Raw genomic sequence first — 21,059 nt, 5'->3', positions numbered from 1 at the left:
GCGGGATTCCGTCTATGCCGTTTCGTGTCGCTGCTATCAGGGACAGAAAATGCCTTTTAAGGTGGCGACGATTTTCTCCACGTCCTGATTTTCGATGCGGTAGTACAGCGTTTGTGACTCGCGCCGATAGCTAATCAACCCTTCTTCACGCATTTTTGCCAGATGCTGCGAGAGCGCGGACTGGCTGAGCGGGATGTGTTCAAGCAGCGCGCCAACCGACATTTCACCCTTCTCAATAAGCAGGCAAAGCACCAGTAGCCTGTTCTCGTTGCCAATCGCGCGCAGCATAGCCGCTGCTTTTGCTGCACCGTCCTGCATGAATTCCCGATCCGAATTGCTCAACGCCATGTTCCTACCATCCTGCGTGACTGACTAATTTAGTGATGCCTAATGTATTGAGCTTACTATACCCTCGGCCTTGAGCGAGGAGAATGACTGACATCGATAAAACAGCGCATAACGGAGCCAGTGCGATGCGGCCTGCGGTTTACAAGAGGGGCGTTCCTCCCTAGAATAGCCCGACATCCTTTCCTGAATCTGCTGCTGCAGGAAAAACAACCTTCTCTCCGAAACGGGAGGAGCGATTTTTTGTTTTTCTAGGTAGCACCATGTCTACATTTACTCGCTTACAAAAACGTTTATCCCGTTTGGGGATAGACACCGATTACCAACATTCTATTTATCATCTCCGCAGGCAGAATGCAGAAGCGCAGGTTCTGTTGCCGGACACGTTGCCGCTGGAAGAAAAGGCGGTTCAGCAACTGCTGGATTTCGCCTCGGTACACCTACCGGGCAGCGATGCACGCGTCTGTGCCGCCCGCGCGACGCCGGATTTCCATCCTGGCACGCTTGCGCCCGTTGGTAGCATTGTCGCCACAACGGAGAACTTTGTTATCCCGGCGGCGATTGGGACGGATATCAACTGCGGTATGCGCTTGATGACGACGGGCGTGCATCATACGGATGCGGATGAGCACAAACCCGCTCTGATTCAGGCGCTCAAAGACACGTTACTGCTGGATCGGCGTGATGTTCCCGTTACGCCAGATTCGTTTTCCGCACTCTTTGATGAAGGGCTGTCGGCGTGGTTGGCGGCATTGCCCTTACAGGGGCTTTGGCAGGACGTGGACTTCCAACGGTTGGCGGCGGAACTTGGTTCCATCGCCGGAACCGATACGGTTCGTGCAGATAGCCGGCATGCGCCTGAGCCGTTTTTTGCGCCTCGCGAGATACTTCGACCTTCCAGTCTGGGCACGGTAGGGTCGGGTAACCATTTCGTTGAGCTGCAAATTGTCGATGCCGTGTTGGACAGGCACGCGGCGTATCAGGCTGGCGTGCAGGAAGGCGAAGTCGTGGTGATGATTCACACCGGTTCACGGGACGTGGGCTTTTATGTCGGCCAGCGTGGGATCGATAAAGCGCGAGCCTGCTGGCCTGCGGGAGAGAAATATCCGGCGTCCGGCCTGTTTGGTCTGGTTGATGAACAAGCGATGGATTATATGGAAGCCATGGGTGTCGCCGCCCGCTATGCATGGATCAACCGGATCGTGCTGACTGAACTGATCCGTTCCTCCTGGAAGCAGGTGTTTACGCGCGATGCCAGCAAGCTGGTGGTCGATCTGTCGCATAACATTATCCTGCCGGAACACGGAATGAACCTGCACCGCAAAGGGGCTACGCCCGCAAAAGCAGGGGAATTTGCGCTGATCCCCGGTTCAATGGGGGACTACTCTTATCTCGTTACCGGAAAGGGGAATCCTGATTGGCTGTGGTCATGTTCACACGGCGCAGGGCGTGCCGAGCGTCGGCAGAGTATGCGCAACAAAGTCGATGCGGCGAAGCAGGCAGATACGTTGCCCTGGCAGTGTATTACGCTGAAGGATGAGCGCCTGCGGGAAGAAGCGCCAGCGGCCTATAAGCCGGTTACGCCCGTGATTGATATCCAGGAACAGTCGGGGCTGATTCAACCCGTAGCGCGGCTGCGCCCGTGGCTGACGTTTAAGGCCTGATGTGACCCGCTTCTGCGGGAATTGATTCGATATTCTTTGTACTAAAAATGATGGCCCAATCGGCGAGTTGTCGATTGGGCCGTGTGTTTTTCGTTGCCAAAATCCGTTTATCGGGCATCTGTCAGAGGAATAAACGCAGCTCGTTAGGGCTTTTGTTTGATGACGTTATTAGCGCCGCTAGAAGAGAGTTTCGGCTCTGTTCCTCCCCATGAGAGGCGGTTGCTGATGCCATTGAAGGAAACAACGGCAGGGCCCTTAAAATCCAGATCGAGATGGTGTTCCGTACCAGTCACATTCACCTTTGCTGGTTTATCCTCGGAAAGGATGTGCGTGCGGATGGTGTTTTTATACGCGGCGACGGTCAGGTCACCCGTCGATTGACCTGTGGCGGCAATCTCTGAACCGGTCACGGTAAGCGATGTTGCGGTATCGAACGTGATGTTGTGCTCGGAACCTGAGACGGAAATATCGGCACATTTCCCCGTCAGTACGATGTTATTGCCGTTGCCTGAAATATTGACATCATTGCCATGACAAGGAATATCGCGCGTTAAACCGATCCCCTCAAGCTCGATAGGGGCGGCATAGACGGAGGCGGTGAACGCGAAAGCAGAGACGAAAACCATTGGCAGATACCGTGTTATCTTCATGGCATTTTTTCCTGTTATCAAAGAGGTCATCCGGCATCGTTGCCGTAAAGGCATCTATCATCTGTTAACACTTTTCCCGACTCTATTGCGAACATTCTGATTATCGCTACGCCATCAAACGATGATTAATCAGGCTATGTTGTTAAAAACCTACCTATTATGTGGTTAACTCAGCATAGTTAGTGTGTGCCGTCAGGGACATGCTATTCTGCTGATGTCGGCATTTTTCAGTGATAGTGAAATTGGGCACATAGCATAGTTGAATAAAAATTAATGTTGCTATTATGTGAACGAATTAACAATCAATTCAAATCCTGATATGCTGACGAGGCTGGACCGGACACTCTACTACCTTACATCCACACGCTGGCACCCAGGCATGGACACCACAAGCGGGAACAAGAGCGCCGGGCATAATGAAGACAATGAGAGCGAGGAGAACGTCGTGCTAGAAGAATATCGTAAGCACGTAGCCGACCGGGCTGCGCAGGGGATTGTTCCTAAACCGTTAGATGCCACGCAGATGGCCGCGCTGGTTGAGTCACTCAAGAATCCCCCGGCGGGCGAAGAAGAAGTATTGCTTGACCTGCTGATTAACCGTGTCCCCCCTGGCGTTGATGAAGCCGCCTACGTGAAGGCTGGTTTTCTGGCTGCCGTCGCCAAAGGCGAAGCCACTTCCCCATTGGTCACCCAGGAAAAAGCCGTTGAGCTGCTGGGCACCATGCAAGGGGGTTACAACATTCATCCGCTGATTGATGCGTTAGACAACGACAAGCTGGCACCGATTGCCGCCGAAGCGCTGTCCCACACGCTGCTGATGTTTGATAACTTCTACGATGTAGAAGAAAAGGCGAAAGCAGGCAATGCGCACGCCAAGAAAGTGATTCAATCCTGGGCTGATGCCGAGTGGTTCCTGTCCCGCCCGAAACTGGCGGAAAAAATTACCGTTACCGTCTTTAAAGTCACCGGTGAAACCAACACGGATGACCTGTCTCCGGCACCTGATGCCTGGTCACGCCCTGACATCCCGCTGCACGCGCTGGCGATGCTGAAAAACGCCCGTGAAGGTATCGATCCCGATCAACCTGGCGCCGTGGGCCCGATCAAACAGATCGAAGAACTGAACAAGAAAGGCTTTCCGCTGGCTTACGTCGGTGACGTTGTCGGTACCGGTTCGTCGCGTAAATCTGCAACTAACTCCGTGCTGTGGTTCATGGGGGATGATATCCCTCACGTCCCGAACAAACGCGGCGGTGGTGTGGTACTGGGCGGCAAGATCGCCCCGATTTTCTTCAACACCATGGAAGATGCGGGTGCGCTGCCGATCGAAGTCGATGTGAACGATCTGAATATGGGCGATGTCATTGACATTTACCCGTATGAAGGTGAAGTGCGTCGTCATGACACTAATGACGTGCTGGCGACATTTGCGCTGAAGACCGACGTCTTGCTGGATGAAGTTCGCGCCGGTGGCCGTATTCCGCTGATTATCGGTCGTGGACTGACGTCCAAGGCGCGCGAATCACTGGGCTTGCCGCACAGCGATATCTTCCGTATTTCCAAAGCGGTTGAAGCCAGCAAAAAAGGCTTCTCGCTGGCGCAGAAAATGGTGGGACGTGCCTGTGGCGTTGCGGGTATTCGCCCTGACGAATACTGCGAACCGAAGATGACATCTGTAGGTTCACAGGACACCACCGGGCCGATGACCCGTGATGAGCTGAAAGATCTGGCCTGTCTGGGCTTCTCCGCTGATTTGGTGATGCAGTCGTTCTGTCACACCGCGGCTTATCCTAAGCCGGTTGACGTGACCACGCACCACACGCTGCCAGACTTCATCATGAACCGTGGCGGCGTATCGCTGCGTCCGGGCGACGGCGTTATCCACTCCTGGCTGAACCGTATGCTGCTGCCAGATACCGTTGGTACGGGCGGTGACTCCCACACCCGTTTCCCTATCGGGATCTCTTTCCCTGCGGGCTCCGGGCTGGTGGCGTTTGCTGCCGCGACGGGCGTGATGCCGCTGGATATGCCGGAATCCGTTCTGGTGCGCTTCAAAGGTAAAATGCAGCCGGGTATTACTCTGCGCGACTTGGTTCACGCCATTCCGCTGTATGCCATCAAGCAAGGCCTGCTGACTGTTGAGAAGAAAGGTAAGAAGAACATCTTCTCTGGTCGTATTCTGGAAATCGAAGGTCTGCCGGATCTGAAAGTCGAGCAGGCGTTTGAACTGACCGACGCCTCGGCGGAACGTTCTGCGGCCGGTTGTACGATCAAGCTGGATAAAGCGCCGATCATCGAGTACCTGAACTCCAATATCGTACTGTTGAAGTGGATGATCTCCGAAGGCTACGGCGATCGTCGTACGCTGGAACGCCGTATTCAGGGTATGGAAAAATGGCTGGCCGATCCGCAACTGCTGGAAGCCGATGCTGATGCCGAGTACGCGGCGGTGATCGACATCGATCTGGCCGATATCAAAGAGCCAATCCTGTGTGCGCCGAACGATCCTGACGATGCACGCTGGTTGTCTGACGTGCAGGGCGAGAAGATTGATGAAGTCTTCATCGGTTCCTGTATGACCAACATCGGCCACTTCCGTGCGGCAGGTAAACTGCTGGATAGCCACAAAGGTCAGCTGCCGACCCGCCTGTGGGTTGCGCCGCCGACCAAAATGGATGCGGCACAGCTGACGGAAGAAGGCTACTACAGCGTGTTTGGTAAGAGCGGGGCGCGTATCGAGATCCCAGGCTGCTCGCTGTGCATGGGTAACCAGGCGCGCGTAGCGGACGGTGCGACAGTCGTTTCTACCTCGACCCGTAACTTCCCGAACCGCTTGGGAACCGGTGCCAACGTGTATCTGGCTTCTGCCGAACTGGCTGCGGTGGCTTCGCTGCTGGGTCGCTTGCCGACCTCAGAAGAGTACCAGACCTACATGTCGCAGGTGGATAAAACCGCGCAGGACACCTATCGCTATCTGAATTTTGACCAGTTAGGTCAATATACCGAGAAAGCTGATGGCGTGATCTTCCAGACGACGGTCTAACTCGCTATAGTTCGCATCCCAACATTGAAGGAGGCCTTGTGCCTCCTTTTTTTATGCGCCATCTCTGCTGGAATTGGCATACGGGATTGTGTGCATCTGCAACATGAAAGGTGAAGGTGCATCACGACGGTAGAGTGTAGAGGCGACTAGACTGAACAAAAGAAACATAACAGTGAGGATGGCATCATGGACTATGAATTTTTGCGGGATGTGACGGGCCAGGTCATCGTTCGTATGTCGATGGGACATGAAGCGATCGGGCACTGGTTTAATGAAGAAGTGAAAGGCCAACTGACGGTATTAACTGACGTCGAAGACGCCGCGCGTTCCGTCGCGGGCAGCGAGCGGCAGTGGCGGCGCGTGGGCCATGAATATACGCTGTCGCTGGATGAAGAAGAAGTGATGGTGCAGGCAAATCAGCTGTCTTTCACCACGGATGAGCTGGAGGAAGGCATGAGTTATTACGACGAAGAGAGCCTGTCTTTATGCGGTCTGGATGATTTTCTGACGCTGGTGGAAAAGTATCGCGATTTCGTCCTGCATTGATCGTGTTGGTAACACGATCGTTTTTTGGTCACCGCGTTATTTTGGTAACACCACCCGACAGGCGGGTGGTGTTTGCTATCAATCAGCCAAGATCGGAATGACCAAAGCGTGCCTGCCAGTCATGATCGAACCGGTTAAGCGCATCTTCAACCGCAGGATCTTGCAGGAACAGTTCAGCAACGGCAGGGTCGACGGTAATCGCCCGACACCCAGCCAGCAGGCAGTCCAGCACCTGACGCGGTGTGCGAAAGCTGGCTGCCAGCACCTGAGTCTGCGGGCTGTGCAGGTTAATCAGAGTTTGCAGTTCTTTCACTAGCGCAATCCCATCGCCACCTTGCGCATCAATGCGGTTGACGTAAGGCGCGATATAGCGAGCGCCAGCCAGCGCGGCATAAAACCCTTGTCCCGCACCGTATACGGCGGTGCCGAGGGTGGGAATATCCAGCGCCGTCAATTGCCTGATGGCATTCAAACCCGCATGTGTCACTGGTACTTTGACGACCAGAGAAGGAATCACGTCTCTGAGCTTCAACGCCTCTTCCACCATCACGTCAGGATCGCGCGACATTACCTGAGCAAACAGCTGTCCTTCTGTGCCGATAACAGCCTGCATGCCCCGCAGCACGCTATAAATATCGGATTTTCCGCGTGCGACAATACTCGGATTGGTGGTCACGCCTTTAATCGGCAACACGCCTGCGAGTCGTTCTACTGCGGCGACATCCGCCGTATCTAAATAGAATTCCATCATTTCCCCCGTTAACTAAAACCGGTCTGTCGGATGACATTCATCGCGCGGGCTTAGCGCACGATAATACCCAGTAGAATTCCCACCGCGCCGAAATCGGAATCGCTGAACGTGGTGTTCGCCAGTCCGATACTGCCCAGCACTGGCAGCAGGAAAACAGGCAGGAAGGTAATCAGCAGTCCGTTGGCAAAAGAACCTAAAATCGCACCGCGACGTCCGCCAGTGGCGTTACCGAAAACGCCTGCTGCCGCGCCGACGAAGAAGTGTGGCACCACGCCGGGAATGATCACCGTCATGCCCAGCAGGTAGAGCAGCACCATACCGATCACCCCAGCCGCAAAGCTGCTCAGGAAGCCGACCAGAACGGCATTCGGGGCATAAGGGAAGACGACGGGGCAATCTAATGCGGGTTTAGCATTCGGGACGAGTTTGTCAGAAATGCCTTTAAACGCAGGCACGATTTCCGCAATCACCATCCGCACGCCTTGCAGCACGATATACACGCCAGCGGCAAAGGTAATGGATTGGATCAGCGAAAACATGAACCAGTTTTTCCCACCAGCATTCATCGTTTTCACCGCTTCCGGGCCAGCAAACAGGCAGGTGAAAATGAAGATGAAGAACATGGTAAAAGCGATGGCAACCGGCGTATCACGCAGGAACAGCAGGCTCTTCGGTACTTCCATGTCCTCCGTTGATTTCTCTTTATTACCAAACTTGCTGCCGATAAAGGCCGACAACAGCTGTGATATTGCCGAGAAGTGACCAAAGGCGACGTCATCCGAGCCTGTGACTTTCTTCATATACGGGTGAATAATGGCAGGGAACAGCACCATCGATACCCCAACAACCAGCGATCCAACGGTAATCAGCAGCACGCCTTTCATGCCCGCTGTCGCCAGAATCACGGCAACCATCATCGACATAAACAGCGTGTGGTGGCCAGTCAGGAAAATGTATTTCCACGGCGTAAAGCGGGCGATTGCGATATTAATGACCATCGCGAAGAACATGATCATTGCCATCTCGGTGCCGAAGTTTTTCTGTGCGACGGCGACGATGGCTTCATTGTTAGGCACCACACCCGCGATACCAAACGCATGGTGGAAAATCTGGGCGAAATCTCCCAACGAGGACACGATCAGGCTCGCGCCTGCCCCGAGGATCAGGAAACCCATTACGGTTTTCACCGTTCCCTTGATGCATTCCGTAGCCGGTTTTTTCTGTGCAATCAGGCCAATAAGCGCAATCAAACCGACCAGGATGGAGGGTTCAGACAGCACATCACTCATTAAAAAACGGAAGAATTCCATTTTTGATCCCCCGCTTATAATGCGCCAAGTTCTGTCAGGGCGATCGACAGGCGCTCTTTCATCGCCACTTTATCGATCATGTTGCTCAGGGACACAATTTTCCCCCCCACCGCCTGTGCGACGAGCTGATCGGCAATATCCTTTGTACCGACAAAAATGTCGCTATCCGTGCCTTTCGCCGAGCCCAAATCTACGTGATCCACGTCAGCAACCACGCCGAGTTCTTTAACGATATTTTTAATGCTCATTTCCATCATCAGGCTGGTACCAAGACCGTTACCGCATACGACTGTAATTTTCATAATCTGTGTCCTCTGGTGGCAATTAATAACGAGAAATAACGGAAAGCACCTGTTCTACGTTCGTCGCGCGGAGTAATGCGGCGACGTCATCAGGTGTGTCAAACAACTGAGCAAGCTGTGAAATAATATCGATATGGCTATTGCTGTCCGTGGCAGCCAAAACAATGAGTAAATGCACGGGATCGTTGTCTTCGGAATGGAAAACCACGCCGTCGCGAATCAGCGTCAGGCTGACGGCAAGTTGGTTCACGCCGTCTTCCGGGCGTGCATGCGGCATGGCAATCCCAGGGCCGACGACATAGTAAGGACCGATGGCCTCATGAGAGCGGTAGATCGCCTCAACATAGGTGGATTCAATCGAACCGTTATCCAGTAAAGGCTTACAGGACAAGGCGATAGCGTGACGCCAGTCATCACAGGCAGGTAAAATCTGAACAACGTCTGGTGTTAGTAAAGTGTTAAGCATTAGAGTCACCTCTGTATCATTCTGAACGCAGGATAGTGTGCCAGTGTCGAAAATAATGTGATTAACATCTAAAAAGGTAGCGCTAACTGATATGGCTATCATTAACTGTGACCCGCTTAGCACAAGCGGGGCCATTATTTGTTCCCCCGTGTTGTCACAGGCACACTATGAACGGCGATGACACGGCGTGAATGGCGCAGTAGAAATCAGGGTGTTCGCACGTTGCCTACCCCTTCACGCTAGCCTGAAGGCAATGACGTAACAGGCTGTTATCGCGACCGTGCGATGAGAAAAATGACGAATGGAGAGGAAGTGAGCATGCGTAAGCGTCGCAGTACCGGTAAGGTTACGCTACAGGATGTCGCCGACTACGCGGGCGTAGGGACGATGACGGTATCGCGCGTAATGCGCAAACCCGATCTGGTCTCTGAAAAGTTACGCAGCAAAGTGGAGCTGGCCGCCAGAGCATTAGGCTATGAACCCAATCAAGAAGCCAGCCAGCTTACCGAGAGCACCCATCGCGTAACGCTACAGGACATCGCGAACCATGCCGGTGTTGGCGCCATGACGGTGTCCCGCGCGTTGCGGGAGCCCGGACTGGTTTCTGATGCCACGCAGAAGAAAATCAATGACGCGATAAGAACGCTGGGCTATGTACCGAATCAGGCCGCAGGCGCACTGGCATCAGCTTATCAGCCCGCTATCGCGGTGCTTTATCCTTTTCAGCAAGATCACGCCAGTGTTCGTTTTGTGCAGGCGCTGCAACAGGCGGTGGGCAAACACAACATTCCGTTAATCATGGGCTGCCATGAATATCGCCAGCACACCGAAGCGGGAATGGTCGAAAAACTCTTGCAGCAGCGGCCAGCGGCGCTGGTGCTGTTCAGTGCGCAACTCTCACAGAGAACTCAGGACATCATCCAGGCCAGTAACGTCATTACGGTGAACGTCTCCGGCGCTGATGCGCTGAGTGCAAATATCAATATTGATATCGCCCTTGCTGAAGCGGCGGAGCAACTGACGATGTCGCTGCTGGAAAAGGGATATCGTCACGTGGCTTATATTGGCGCTCATACGGATAACCGTTTGCAAAAACAGCAGTTGAACGGCTGGAATAAAGCCATGCTGGCGCACTATCACAATGCGGATTTGAAAATTACGATCCCGGAAGCACCCAGCCTGCAATTTGGCCGCTACGCCATGACGGAACTGCTACAAAACCAGCCGGAGTTGGATGCGATTATCTGTAGCCATGAGGAAATTGCGCTGGGCGCGCTCTTTGAATGCCAGCGCCGACTGATGAAAGTCCCTTACGATCTGGCGATTGCCTGTCTCGATGGTTCCGAACAATGTGAGCACACGTTCCCAGCGTTAACCGCGATGCGGCTTGACTATGAAAAGCTGGGGGCGGAGGTCGGGCGTCTGGTGCTCGCCATGATGGACAACGACGATCACCCGCCCGTACTGGAAAAGGTGAAATTTATCTTTGAACCGCGCGCCAGCAGCTAACAGGGATCTGAGCAAGCCTGCATCTTTCTCATGCAGGCCTGCCACACGCGATGTGATTAGCTGCCTGCATCGACATGCTTATCGTCGAAGAAGTAGTCTTTAACGGATTCCGGCTTGTTTTTAATCGCCCCAACGCGATGCAGGAATTGACCCAACTGCAAGGTTTTGTGCGGCGTCACACTGAACGACACCTCCGGGCTTTTCAGAATGCTCAGCAGCAGCTCGCGATCGATACGCGATTTGGTCACGCGAATGAAGGCGTCAGCGGCCTCTTCAGGGTGCGCGCTGGCGAAATCCGCCGCTTCTGCGATGGCATTAACGAAGGCACGGTAGGTCAGCGGATTGTCCTGGCGGAATTTTTCGGTGGCGTAGAGCACGACCGGCGAGTTCGGTCCGTCAGTGACCTGATAGGAATTCAGGATGATATGCGCCTTAGGATTACCTGCCAGCGCTTGTTCCTGAAACGGAGAGTTGGAAAAATGCGTGGTGATTTCCGTGCCGCCGCTGATAATCGCAGCGGTGGCCTCTGGGTGTGGAATGGCGACCTGAAGTTTATCCAGACGATTATAGGCTTTATCGCCCCACAGTTCGGCAGAGGCCTGTTGCAGGAAACGTGACTGGACAGAAACGCCCACCGCAGGAATGGCGATGCGATCTTTGTCTGTTAGATCCGTAATGGTTTTTACGTTGGGATTATTACTGATCAGGTAATAAGGGAAGTTACCTGTCGCCACCACTGCACGTACATTCTGACGGCCCTTGGTGCGATCCCACAGCGTGAACAATGGCCCGGTGCCTGCCCCAGCGATATCCACCGAACCGGAGAGCAAGGCATCGTTCACCGCGGCACCGCCGGAAAGTTGTAGATATTCGACCTTGATATCCAGCCCTTCTTCCTTGCCATGTTTTTCAATCAGCTTTTGATCCTGCGCGACATTCAGCAGCAGGTAAACGATCCCGAATTGCTGCGCGATGCGCAACTGTCCTTCCGCCTGTGCCAGAGTTGGCAGACCGAGTCCCGACAGTAAAACCGCGCTGGCTACTGTCAGACCAAGCCATTTACGACGTAAAGCGTTCCCGGAGTGAAGAGGGCGAGTAGTATTGCTTTTATTATTCATAATGACCTGTCCATCAATAGGTTGGGCTGTGTGCAGCCTGATAAAAGATAAGGATGAAAATATCGCCTTTCTGAGAGTAGGGAAGCGCACGGTGCTTGATAAAGAGTTTTTTGACATAAGCTAGACGGGGAATGTAGGGGGCGAAAAATTTATTTTCTTTAATTAGCTTGGTTTCTCCTGAGTGTTATCCGTTTGCGAGATTATTACTGTGGCAATTAGCCCGTTGAACTATTTATCATCTTGTTTTTGAAAAGATAAAATGCGAAGGGGGAGTTAATTGGTAGGTGGATTAACACGGCGATTTTTTGCCGATGGCGTCGAGGTTGGACAAAAACATGCCAGTTTTCACACTTGCTTAGCGATAATTTATCTAGGCTTGGGGGAGAAGCGGCAAGCGCCTGCGCTGTTGCCGCTATCCCGTGTATTAAGCAAGGTTACAGCGATGCACCGCCGCACATCACCAACTGCTGGCCGGTAATGGCCGCGGCAGACGGAGAAAGCAGGTAACCCACCAGATCGGCCACTTCCTGTGGCTGGATGAAGCGCCCAATTGGCGGCAGCTTCGGCGGAGAGCTTTGGCGACCCGGCATGGTCAGCATCGGTGTTTCCGTTGCGCCCGGCGCGACGATGTTTACTGTAATGCCGCGTGGGGCCAGTTCAGCCGCCCAGCTTCTCGCCATGCCGATCATTGCGGATTTTGTCGTAACGTACTGGCTGCGTCCTGCTGAACCGCTGGACGTGCGGCTGCCCAGCAGCACAATTCTTCCACCTTGCGGCAGCTTATCGACCAGACGGTCGGCAAGCACCTGTGCCGCGTTGATATGCAAGCGCCACAGCGTTTCGCCGTCTTCCAGCGAAAGCTGGCCGAGCGGGGCCGCTTTCATAATGCCAGCGGCATGGATGATGGCATCAACCTGCACAATCTCGTCCAGAATGGCCGTCAGCGCGGGCGTATCCATGATATCCACCGCGCGGTGGGTAAAATTTGGATGTGAATAGTCACCCGGCTTGCGTGACAGGCCGGTTACCCGCCAGCCTTCCGCCAGTAATTTTTGTGTGATGGCGGCACCGATCCCTGAGCTGCTACCGGTAATCAGGGCGTGTTTAGGGGCTGTTGCTGACATGTGTCTCCTTAATGCATCCCCGTCATACTTCAAGCTGCATGTGCGTTGGCTTCTCTTACTCACCCCAGTCACTTACTTGAGTAAGCTCCTGGGGATTCGCGCGGTTGCCGCCTTCCTGCAACTCGAATTATTTAGGGGATAACCATTTTAATACAATAACGTGACGGGGATTTTAAACACGGCTTTTTTGACCGGAGCAGGGCTGTCGTTAATCGCACACAGCGCCTGATGAGCTTCACCTGGATAGAAGGTGACGAAGTCGCCTGCCCGCAGGTGGATCTGATGCGGCACCTGAGGATTATCCAGAATATAGAGATCCGGCTTACGTTCAGTCGCGGGCTGACCATGCACATCATTCAGACCGTAACCGATAATCTCCTCGCCTTCCAGAATCAGTTGAATATCAAGGTAGTTGCTGTGAAATTCGGTATGTCGCGTGGCGCGTGGTGCGGTGTTCACAGTGCCGATGTTGTAGAACCATTCGGCACCTTCCGGCTGATAACGGCCTTCGGGCAGCGCATTCAGTTCAGCTAACGACATGCCCGGTGCGGACAGAATGGCCCACAGCGCGTCGGGTAATGTGGCGAGTTTGAGGGTGTTGAGGTTTCCTGCAATCATAATCGTGTCCCGGGTATATACCCGTCATACTTCAAGTTGCATGTGCGTTGGCTTCATTCGGTCACCCGAATCACTTACTTGTGTAAGCTCATCGGGATTCCCTCACTTGCCGCCTTCCTGAAACTCGAATTATTTAGGGTATAGCGGGGGAGAGCCCCGCTGATAAAGAGAAAAAAAGCCGCGCGGTTTAGTTCGCTTTGACCCACTCCTCACTCACCACGACGTGCTTGATCGCCTGTCGGAAGTAAGTGAACGCGACGTGCAGCTTACCGTCCTGCGCTTGTTTGACGCTGGGGTAAGAGAACTCGCGGTTCAGCTTCTCCGTGGAGTTATTGGTCATGCAATAACCGTCGCCCACTTCGATATTACGCTGCCACGGCCAGCTTTTACCGCCGTCTTCCGAAATGGCGAGCGTCATCGGCGCGCGCGGAGCACCCCAGAAGGCGCTACGACCACCGGCTTGTACTTCCGGCATTTTGGCATTGCTGGCTTTGTCTTCTTCATCCTCGATTTCATCGTACAGCGACAGACGGCGCTCGGTCGCATCGGCGGCGCTCATATGGTTGAACACCAGTGCAAGATGGCCATTCTCCAGCGTCGTTACCTGAATGGACGAGTTGTTGTTCGGCAAATCGGTTGCCACGGGATCTGACCAGGTTTTACCACCGTCCGTTGAACGGCTTTGGTAGATGAAGTCCGCCCAACGGCTGCGGTACAGCGCCAGCAGCGTACCGTCCTTCAGCGGGGTGATGTTCATATGCACGCAGCCCGTGCTGTTTGGCACTGGGTATTCCTGCCAGGTTTTCCCCTGATCGCTGGAAATTTTCACGGCGCTGTCATCATCGTTGCCGACCCATTTCTCACCCGGCTGAACGCGGCAGTAGAACACCGGCAGCAGCCAGTCGCCGTTTGCCAATACGGTGATGGGCTGGCGGATGAAGGTACCCGGCTGATCGAGCAGCGTGCCGATCTCGCCCCAGGTGGCACCCAAATCCGTAGACTGACGGTAGCGCACAATCGCGGTGTCCTGATTACCGGATTTCTGCGCGGTGTACAGCAGCCACAGCACGTTGTCCGGCGCGAGGAACAGAACCGGGTTCTGTTCGGAACGCGTGGCATCTTCAGACAGCTTAACGGCTTGACTCCAGCTATCGCTGCCTTTCACCAGACGGGACATATAGATAGAGATATCCGCAATCCCTTCTTGTGTGCCGCCAAACCAGACGCACAGTACATCGCCGTTCGGCAGATGGAGCAGGTTGGCCGCATGATTCTGCGGGCATTCCGATGGAATGTAGGCATCCAGACGCGCGGCATCGCCTTCTGCGTGATGAACTTTTCCGCTACGTTCCACAGTAATGGTTTCGCTACTCATGACTCAGGCTCCTGATTTATTTTCAGTTGGAGAGATTTTGATTTTGTTCGCTTTGTTCGGAATCATGCGATCGATCAGCATGACGATAGCTGGGGTAACCAACGCGATGTACATGTTATCGATGCCGTACGGGTTGCCGAGAATATACCAGACGGAGGTGACGACACAGGCTGATATCAGGCTGGCGTTTGCGCCGCGTGCGCTGTTGAAAAACGGCAGATAGAACGCAATCACCGCAACCACAGAAATCGACAGGCGAATAGCACGGGTAAAGAACGACAGCTTCAGGATTTCAGGAACGAACAGAACGAAGACGAGCGGCGCGAAACCTACGACAAGCGACAGGATTCGGGTCATTTTCATCTCTTTTTCTGGCGTCGGTTTCCAGTAAGGAACGTAGAAGTCCTTAATCAGCAGGGAAACGATAGCCAGTGCCACCATACTCACGCTGATGAAGATAGACGCGACCAGTGACGTGGTGACCAAGCCGGCGAGCCATGGGTTCATGTCTTGCAGGAAGACTGGCATCGCGTACAGGCTGTTGATTTCAGGGTGAGCAAACTTCGCCGCGACACCGATGACCGCGATAGCAAGCGCAATCGGCATACAGAAGAAGAAGGCAACCCAGGTGGCACGTTTGGCGCTGGTGGCATCTTTCGTTGATGAAATGGCCTGAATCACGAACTGCGTACAGAAGATAGAACCGATGGTCCCGATCAGCCAGGCGAAGATGGTGCTGGCACCGAGTTTACCGTCCCACGTCCAGTAGTAATCCGGCATTTGTTCGATCATTGGCTTGAAGCCGCCGGTCATTTTCAATGCCACGAACAGGATGATCATTACGCCAGCGTATTTCACGGCGCTGTGGATCAGCGTGATGTAGGCCGTCCCTTTCAAGCCACCGAAATAGTAGTAGAAGGTACTGACGACAGCGGTAATCAACGCGGCGACAGGCAGGGAGACTTTCAACACCGTGGCAATCGCTGCCGCGCCGCTGACGTAGTTGCCCACGTTAACCAGCAACAGCGCATAGATCATGATGATCGAAATGATGTTCTTGGTGCTGGTACCGTATTTCTCGGCAATCGCGCCAGAGATGGTGATTTTCCCGGTGTTATAAATCTTCTTCACCAGAATCATACCAAACAGCGGGAAACCGATGGCGGCGCCAATCACCGACCAGGATGCGGCAAAGCCGTTCTCAAAGGCAGACTGCGCCGTACCGATGGTGGATTTGGCACCGATGAACTCGGTCATCAGCAGGATACCGACGATAAACGCCGGCAGCGCGCGTGAGCCTTCCATGAATTCGGTGTTCGATTTACTGCGGAGCTTGTAGGTTAACCATGAGGTGAATGCGATATAAAACACAATCATCCCAACGATTATGAGGGTGTCAGTTAAGTTAAAATGGTTCATATCTTCTCGGCCTATAAGTGGAAATTGATATTTCTCTGTTACTGCGAGAATTGACTAAGTATGTTGCGGATGTTGTCTTCATCCTGTGCGGAAAACTGGATCGGATAGCGGCTGACGCCGACATCTTCACCCATAATCGCCAGCGCTTTTTTCACCACAGCCGGTGAGAACGCGATGGCGTACAGTGTCTTACGCAACTCGGCAACCTGTTCTTGTGCCTGACGAGAGCCTTCGATGTCACCCGCGTTGAAGCGGTGCCAAATCTGGCTGATCGGTTCCGGTGCCACGTTAGCCAGCCCGGAAATACAGGCGGAGCAGCCGTCAACAAAGCCCTGGTGAATGAGCGAGTCTGGGCCATTCAGTACGTTAAAACCCTGTACACCTTTCACCGCTTGCACATAGCCGCTCAGGCTTTCATAGCTGCCTGCGCTGTCTTTGATGCCGATGATGTTCGGGTGATCCGCCAGCGTGCGGACGGTTTCCGGTGCCAGCGTATTCCCCGTGCGTGCAGGAATGTTGTAGAGAAACACCGGCACAGTCAGCGCATCGGCGACGGCGGTGTAGTGGGCGATCAGTTCTTCCTGTTTGAGTGGGATGAAATACGGGGTGATGACCGAAACGGCATCGACACCCAGCGCGGCGATGCGCTTGCCGAGCTTGATGGTTTCCCGCGTGGAGATTTCACCGATGTGGCCGACAACCGGCACTTTTCCGGCAACTTCATCAACGCAGGTTTCCGTGACGGCGACTTTCTCATCGGTGTGCAGAACGAAAAACTCACCGTTGGTGCCGTTACAGAAAATACCGTTGCCGTAGCGCATCTGGCGCTGAACCTGAAGACGCATGGCAGCGGGGTTAAATTCGCCCTGGTTATCAAACGGCGTGACGATGGCAGTTAATACGCCGGTAATATTTTTACTCATTGTTCTTCCTCGTGACACGTAATCAAAAAGATGAAAATTTAAAATCGTTCTACCTAAACCCGCGCGTTTTAAAACAGGGTCAGATAAACCTCACGGACATCGTCGGCGCTGACCTGTGTCGGCACGTTTTTCATCAGGCGCTGAACCTGTAACGCGGCATCAACCAGGTACGGCAGGTGGTCTTTTTCCACACCGAGCTGCTGTAAGGTGTTAGGCAGATTGAGTCGTTTAACCAATTCGCTGAAGTAGGTCACCAGCGCCTGGGCTTTTTCCGCTGTACTGAGCGTCAGATCGGCATCCGGCAGCAGGTCATACGCCTGCGCGAATTTGTCCTGTGCGGCGTCCTGCACGAAACGCATGCAAGGGGCGAGCAGGATGGCGTTCGCTACACCGTGTGGGATGTGGTACTTGCCGCCCAGCGGGTAAGACATGGCGTGAACCAGATGCGTACCGGAGTGGGCAATAGCGGCACCGCCGTAATAGGACGCCCACAGCATGTTCAGCTTGGCTTCCATATTGCTCGGCTCGCGCACGGAGGTTTCGAGGTTGGCAAACAGCTTTTTCAGGCCAATCAGCGCGTAGTTGTCGCTGACTGGGTTGGCGATCGTCGAGGTGAAGCACTCGATCAGGTGGCAGAGTGCATCGATACCGGTTGAAGCGGCGATGTGCGACGGCATGCTGATGGTCAGCTCCGGCACCAGCGCAACGTAATCCGGCAGCATCACCGGCGTAATAATGCCGACTTTGGTCTCTTTTTCCGGGATCGCCAAAATGGCATTCGGTGTGGCTTCTGAGCCAGTTCCTGCGGTGGTCGGGATAAGCAGGGATGTGGTGCGGCGAGTCGGTTTCTCTCCTGCCAACAGGCTATCCAGCGTGACGGTGTCATCGCCCGCGCACAGTACGGAAAGCAGTTTGGCAACATCCAGTACGCTGCCGCCGCCTACGCCGATGACCAGATCGGTTTGGATTTGATTGAGCTGGCTCAGTATCTGGGCGACGTCGTGCTGGCTTGGTTCGGCAGGAACATGATCAACCAACAGAACCTGCGGAACGGCTTGCTTAACTTGTGCGATCAGCGCCTGAACGTCAGGCAGCCCGACGATGTTTTTGTCGGTGACAAATAAAACGTGCTGTTTCCCTGCCAACAGGTGACTAATGTCCTGAAGTACCCGGTAACCGCTGAGGATAGTGCTATTGATGTTCATGCTTATTACCTTGCCTTTTCTCTTTCGCCAGAGCGTTATCGCTATGATGATAATGGTTGCGATGGTGATTACTTTCAGTCAAATGGCGTGGTTCTCATCACGCAGAAACGCCATTTGCCACATCGTGGTGATAATTTATAGGTGAAATTCCTTTTAAATAATTTGATATTGCTCACATATAATCAAATGTGATTCAATATAATCATTATCAGGTAATCATGAACCGGGGATGAGGTATGTCAAACGTGCAGCAATCAGCAGAACAGGTATTAGTAGTCGCTGATGACTTTACGGGTGCCAATGATGCGGGCGTCGGTCTGGCGCAGCATGGCGCGCGGGTTAGCGTCGTATTTGACGTTAATAAACTGCATGCGGATTTACTGGGCGATGCGGTGGTGATCAACACCGATAGCCGTGCGGCGCGTGACGACGTGGCGTCTCAACGTACCGCAGAAGCGGTTACAGCCTGGCAGGCTGCTGGCGGACAAGGCTGGATTATTAAGAAGATTGACTCGACGCTACGTGGGAATCTGGGGGTTGAAGTGGCTGCTGCGCTGTCTGCGGCAGGAGTGCCCGTCGCGCTGATTGCTGCCGCGTCGCCGACGCTGGGGCGCGTGACCCGCAAAGGTGAAGTCTGGGTGAATGAGCGCCTGCTTACCGATACAGAATTTGCCAGCGACCCAAAAACACCGGTGGCTTCGGCGTCTATCGCCGCTCGTCTGGCAGAGCAAACCGCTTTATCCGTGGCGGAAATACACCTTGATGACGTCCGTCAGGACAATTTAGCCGACCGTTTGCAGCAGTTGGCGTACGAGGGCGTACGTCTGATTATTCTTGATACCGACGAGCAGGACGATCTGACTCATATCGTTCACGCCGCCAGAACGTTGCCATTTCGCCCCTTGCTGGTTGGCTCGGCGGGCCTGAGCGAAGCGCTGGCGAATACGCAGAATTTTACGCGTAAGACCGAAAGGCCGCTGCTGGCTGTCGTCGGGTCGATGAGCGATATCGCTCAAAAACAGATTGCGGCCGTCAGACTGCGCAGCGATGTCACGCTGGTTGAGATTGATATCAACGCACTCTTTTCACCCGATTCGTCCACCGTCATGGCATCTCAGTGTGAGGACGCGGTGAAGGCGCTGATGAAGGGTAATCACTGCATTATTCGTACCTGTCATAACGAAAATCAGCGCTTCGAGATTGACGCGCGGTGCCAGCAGCTTGGGCTTAGCCGACAGCAGCTTGGCGAAACGATCAGCCACTATCTGGGGGAACTTACGCGCAATATTGTTCAGGCGCTAGACAGCCTGACGGCGGACAGGGCTAACCGGCGTCTGCCGGGTGGGCTGTATTTATCCGGTGGTGACATTGCGATTGCCGTGGCAACCGCACTGGGCGCGACCGGCTTTCAGATTAAGGGGCAAATCGCATCCTGTGTGCCCTGGGGATACCTGCTGAACAGCGTTGTCGGCACGACCCCTGTGATGACTAAAGCGGGGGGTTTTGGCAACGAAACTACTTTGCTCGACGTTTTACGTTTTATTGAGGAGAAGGTCAGTGAGTAAAATTATTGCGGTAACGATGGGTGATCCGGCAGGGATTGGACCGGAAATTATTATCAAATCGCTGGCCGAAGGCGAGCTTTCCGGCGCATCTGCCGTGGTGGTGGGCTGCGTACAGACGATGCGACGTATTCTGGCACTGAATATCGTGCCAGCCGTAGAGCTGAAAATTATTGATAAACCGGCTGACGCGGTCTTCGCGCCGGGCGTCATCAACATGATTGATGAGCCGTTGGAAGATCCGCAGGCGCTGAAGCCGGGTCTTGTTCAGGCGCAGGCGGGTGATTTAGCTTACCGCTGCATTAAGAAAGCGACCGCGCTGGCGATGGCGGGTGAAGTCCATGCGATTGCCACCGCGCCGCTGAATAAAGAAGCGCTGCACTCGGCAGGCCACCTCTATCCGGGTCACACCGAACTGCTGGCGAAGCTGACCAACAGCCGCGACTATGCGATGGTGCTGTATACCGATAAGTTGAAGGTGATCCATGTTTCAACGCACATCGCGCTGCGTAAGTTCCTGGATACGCTGAACCGCGATCGCGTGGAAACCGTGATCGAGATGGCGGATGTCTTCCTCAAGCGCGTTGGTTTTACTCACCCGCGTATCGCCGTTGCCGGGGTTAACCCGCATGCGGGCGAGAATGGTCTGTTTGGTGATGAAGAGATCACCATCGTGTCGCCATCGGTTGAAGCCATGAAAGCTAAAGGCATTGATGTCTATGGCCCGTGCCCCCCGGATACCGTCTATTTGCAGGCGTATGAAGGCCAGTACGACATGGTGGTGGCGATGTATCACGATCAGGGCCACATTCCGCTTAAGCTGCTGGGCTTCTATGATGGGGTGAATATCACCGCCGGATTGCCGTTCATCCGCACGTCTGCTGACCACGGCACGGCGTTTGATATTGCCTGGACAGGGAAAGCGAAGTCAGAAAGTATGGCGATTTCTATCCAGCTCGCCATGCAACTGGCCTGATTGGCAGTAACCCATCACGGTTGATAGCACGGTTTTTTAAGCTACAGTGCACATTGCAGGATATCTTCCTTCCCGCGTTCGGGAAGGTTTCTGGTATCCTGCAATCAAGAACCAACAATGTAAAATAACTTTATACCCCAAATAATTCGAGTA

General features: G+C 53.9%; 19 protein-coding genes. 6 read left to right on the top strand and 13 right to left on the bottom strand.

The window, feature by feature from the left end:
* Window positions 1-36 precede the first annotated feature (36 nt).
* A complete protein-coding gene (locus K7X24_RS07115) occupies window positions 37-348 on the bottom strand; it encodes an ArsR/SmtB family transcription factor (protein ID WP_010300450.1) in 312 nt (103 codons plus the stop codon).
* A gap of 260 nt (window positions 349-608) precedes the next feature.
* Here K7X24_RS07115 and K7X24_RS07110 point away from each other — a divergent pair, with 260 nt between their 5' ends.
* Window positions 609-2,009: an RtcB family protein gene (locus tag K7X24_RS07110; protein ID WP_182813125.1), complete on the top strand. Its 1,401-nt coding sequence runs from the start codon at window positions 609-611 to the stop codon at window positions 2,007-2,009.
* 143 nt (window positions 2,010-2,152) lie between these two features.
* On the opposite strand, the gene K7X24_RS07105 is transcribed toward K7X24_RS07110, so the two are convergent.
* Complete coding sequence (locus K7X24_RS07105) at window positions 2,153-2,659, bottom strand: DUF3060 domain-containing protein (protein ID WP_224553930.1); 507 nt, start codon at window positions 2,657-2,659, stop codon at window positions 2,153-2,155.
* Between the two features lie 445 nt (window positions 2,660-3,104).
* On the opposite strand from K7X24_RS07105, the gene acnB reads away from it, so the two are divergent.
* Together acnB and yacL are read left to right on the top strand one after the other, a co-directional pair.
* Complete coding sequence (gene acnB / locus K7X24_RS07100) at window positions 3,105-5,702, top strand: bifunctional aconitate hydratase 2/2-methylisocitrate dehydratase (RefSeq protein WP_103942483.1); 2,598 nt, start codon at window positions 3,105-3,107, stop codon at window positions 5,700-5,702.
* Window positions 5,703-5,888: 186 nt separating this feature from the next.
* Window positions 5,889-6,248 carry a protein YacL gene (yacL, locus tag K7X24_RS07095; RefSeq protein ID WP_103861848.1) on the top strand — a complete coding sequence of 120 codons (360 nt, stop codon included), beginning with the start codon at window positions 5,889-5,891 and terminating at the stop codon, window positions 6,246-6,248.
* An 82-nt stretch (window positions 6,249-6,330) separates the two neighbouring features.
* On the opposite strand, the gene fsa is transcribed toward yacL, so the two are convergent.
* The 4 genes from fsa to K7X24_RS07075 are packed head-to-tail and all read right to left on the bottom strand — an operon-like array spanning window position 6,331 to window position 9,077.
* Window positions 6,331-6,996, bottom strand: coding sequence for a fructose-6-phosphate aldolase (gene fsa / locus K7X24_RS07090; RefSeq protein WP_224553929.1), 666 nt, complete (start codon window positions 6,994-6,996; stop codon window positions 6,331-6,333).
* A gap of 53 nt (window positions 6,997-7,049) precedes the next feature.
* A complete protein-coding gene (locus tag K7X24_RS07085) occupies window positions 7,050-8,309 on the bottom strand; it encodes a PTS ascorbate transporter subunit IIC (RefSeq protein ID WP_010300423.1) in 1,260 nt (419 codons plus the stop codon).
* A 14-nt stretch (window positions 8,310-8,323) separates the two neighbouring features.
* Window positions 8,324-8,611 (bottom strand): PTS sugar transporter subunit IIB, encoded by a 288-nt coding sequence (locus tag K7X24_RS07080; protein WP_039507113.1) that lies wholly within the window; start codon window positions 8,609-8,611, stop codon window positions 8,324-8,326.
* Between the two features lie 22 nt (window positions 8,612-8,633).
* Complete coding sequence (locus K7X24_RS07075) at window positions 8,634-9,077, bottom strand: PTS sugar transporter subunit IIA (protein ID WP_039530939.1); 444 nt, start codon at window positions 9,075-9,077, stop codon at window positions 8,634-8,636.
* A 318-nt stretch (window positions 9,078-9,395) separates the two neighbouring features.
* Between K7X24_RS07075 and K7X24_RS07070 the strand changes: the two genes are divergently transcribed.
* Window positions 9,396-10,586: a LacI family DNA-binding transcriptional regulator gene (locus K7X24_RS07070; protein ID WP_130640369.1), complete on the top strand. Its 1,191-nt coding sequence runs from the start codon at window positions 9,396-9,398 to the stop codon at window positions 10,584-10,586.
* 56 nt (window positions 10,587-10,642) lie between these two features.
* On the opposite strand, the gene K7X24_RS07065 is transcribed toward K7X24_RS07070, so the two are convergent.
* The 7 genes from K7X24_RS07065 to K7X24_RS07035 all read right to left on the bottom strand — a co-directional run bounded on the left by K7X24_RS07065 (window position 10,643) and on the right by K7X24_RS07035 (window position 18,368).
* Window positions 10,643-11,704: an ABC transporter substrate-binding protein gene (locus K7X24_RS07065; protein ID WP_180790377.1), complete on the bottom strand. Its 1,062-nt coding sequence runs from the start codon at window positions 11,702-11,704 to the stop codon at window positions 10,643-10,645.
* Window positions 11,705-12,138: 434 nt separating this feature from the next.
* Window positions 12,139-12,828 carry an SDR family NAD(P)-dependent oxidoreductase gene (locus tag K7X24_RS07060; RefSeq protein WP_107333449.1) on the bottom strand — a complete coding sequence of 230 codons (690 nt, stop codon included), beginning with the start codon at window positions 12,826-12,828 and terminating at the stop codon, window positions 12,139-12,141.
* Between the two features lie 147 nt (window positions 12,829-12,975).
* A complete protein-coding gene (locus tag K7X24_RS07055; protein WP_103942274.1) occupies window positions 12,976-13,446 on the bottom strand; it encodes a YhcH/YjgK/YiaL family protein in 471 nt (156 codons plus the stop codon).
* Between the two features lie 187 nt (window positions 13,447-13,633).
* Window positions 13,634-14,821 carry a sialidase family protein gene (locus tag K7X24_RS07050; protein ID WP_224553928.1) on the bottom strand — a complete coding sequence of 396 codons (1,188 nt, stop codon included), beginning with the start codon at window positions 14,819-14,821 and terminating at the stop codon, window positions 13,634-13,636.
* A gap of 3 nt (window positions 14,822-14,824) precedes the next feature.
* Window positions 14,825-16,240, bottom strand: a complete 1,416-nt coding sequence (locus K7X24_RS07045; RefSeq protein ID WP_224553927.1) for a sodium:solute symporter family protein — start codon at window positions 16,238-16,240, stop codon at window positions 14,825-14,827.
* Window positions 16,241-16,278: 38 nt separating this feature from the next.
* Window positions 16,279-17,163 carry a dihydrodipicolinate synthase family protein gene (locus tag K7X24_RS07040; RefSeq protein WP_039470120.1) on the bottom strand — a complete coding sequence of 295 codons (885 nt, stop codon included), beginning with the start codon at window positions 17,161-17,163 and terminating at the stop codon, window positions 16,279-16,281.
* A 68-nt stretch (window positions 17,164-17,231) separates the two neighbouring features.
* Window positions 17,232-18,368 carry an iron-containing alcohol dehydrogenase gene (locus K7X24_RS07035; protein ID WP_103942280.1) on the bottom strand — a complete coding sequence of 379 codons (1,137 nt, stop codon included), beginning with the start codon at window positions 18,366-18,368 and terminating at the stop codon, window positions 17,232-17,234.
* Between the two features lie 236 nt (window positions 18,369-18,604).
* On the opposite strand from K7X24_RS07035, the gene dtnK reads away from it, so the two are divergent.
* Together dtnK and K7X24_RS07025 are read left to right on the top strand one after the other, a co-directional pair.
* On the top strand, window positions 18,605-19,933 hold the full coding sequence (dtnK, locus tag K7X24_RS07030; RefSeq protein ID WP_224553926.1) for a D-threonate kinase: 1,329 nt from the start codon (window positions 18,605-18,607) through the stop codon (window positions 19,931-19,933).
* Window positions 19,926-20,906, top strand: coding sequence for a D-threonate 4-phosphate dehydrogenase (locus tag K7X24_RS07025; RefSeq protein ID WP_103861835.1), 981 nt, complete (start codon window positions 19,926-19,928; stop codon window positions 20,904-20,906). The genes dtnK and K7X24_RS07025 overlap by 8 nt, the downstream gene beginning before the upstream one ends.
* The last annotated feature ends 153 nt before the right edge of the window (window positions 20,907-21,059 follow it).

This window comes from Pectobacterium versatile, from assembly GCF_020166435.1.
Lineage (GTDB): Bacteria > Pseudomonadota > Gammaproteobacteria > Enterobacterales > Enterobacteriaceae > Pectobacterium > Pectobacterium versatile.
Note: the sequence above shows the minus strand (reverse complement) of the source record. Positions and strands in the feature narration are given on the sequence as shown.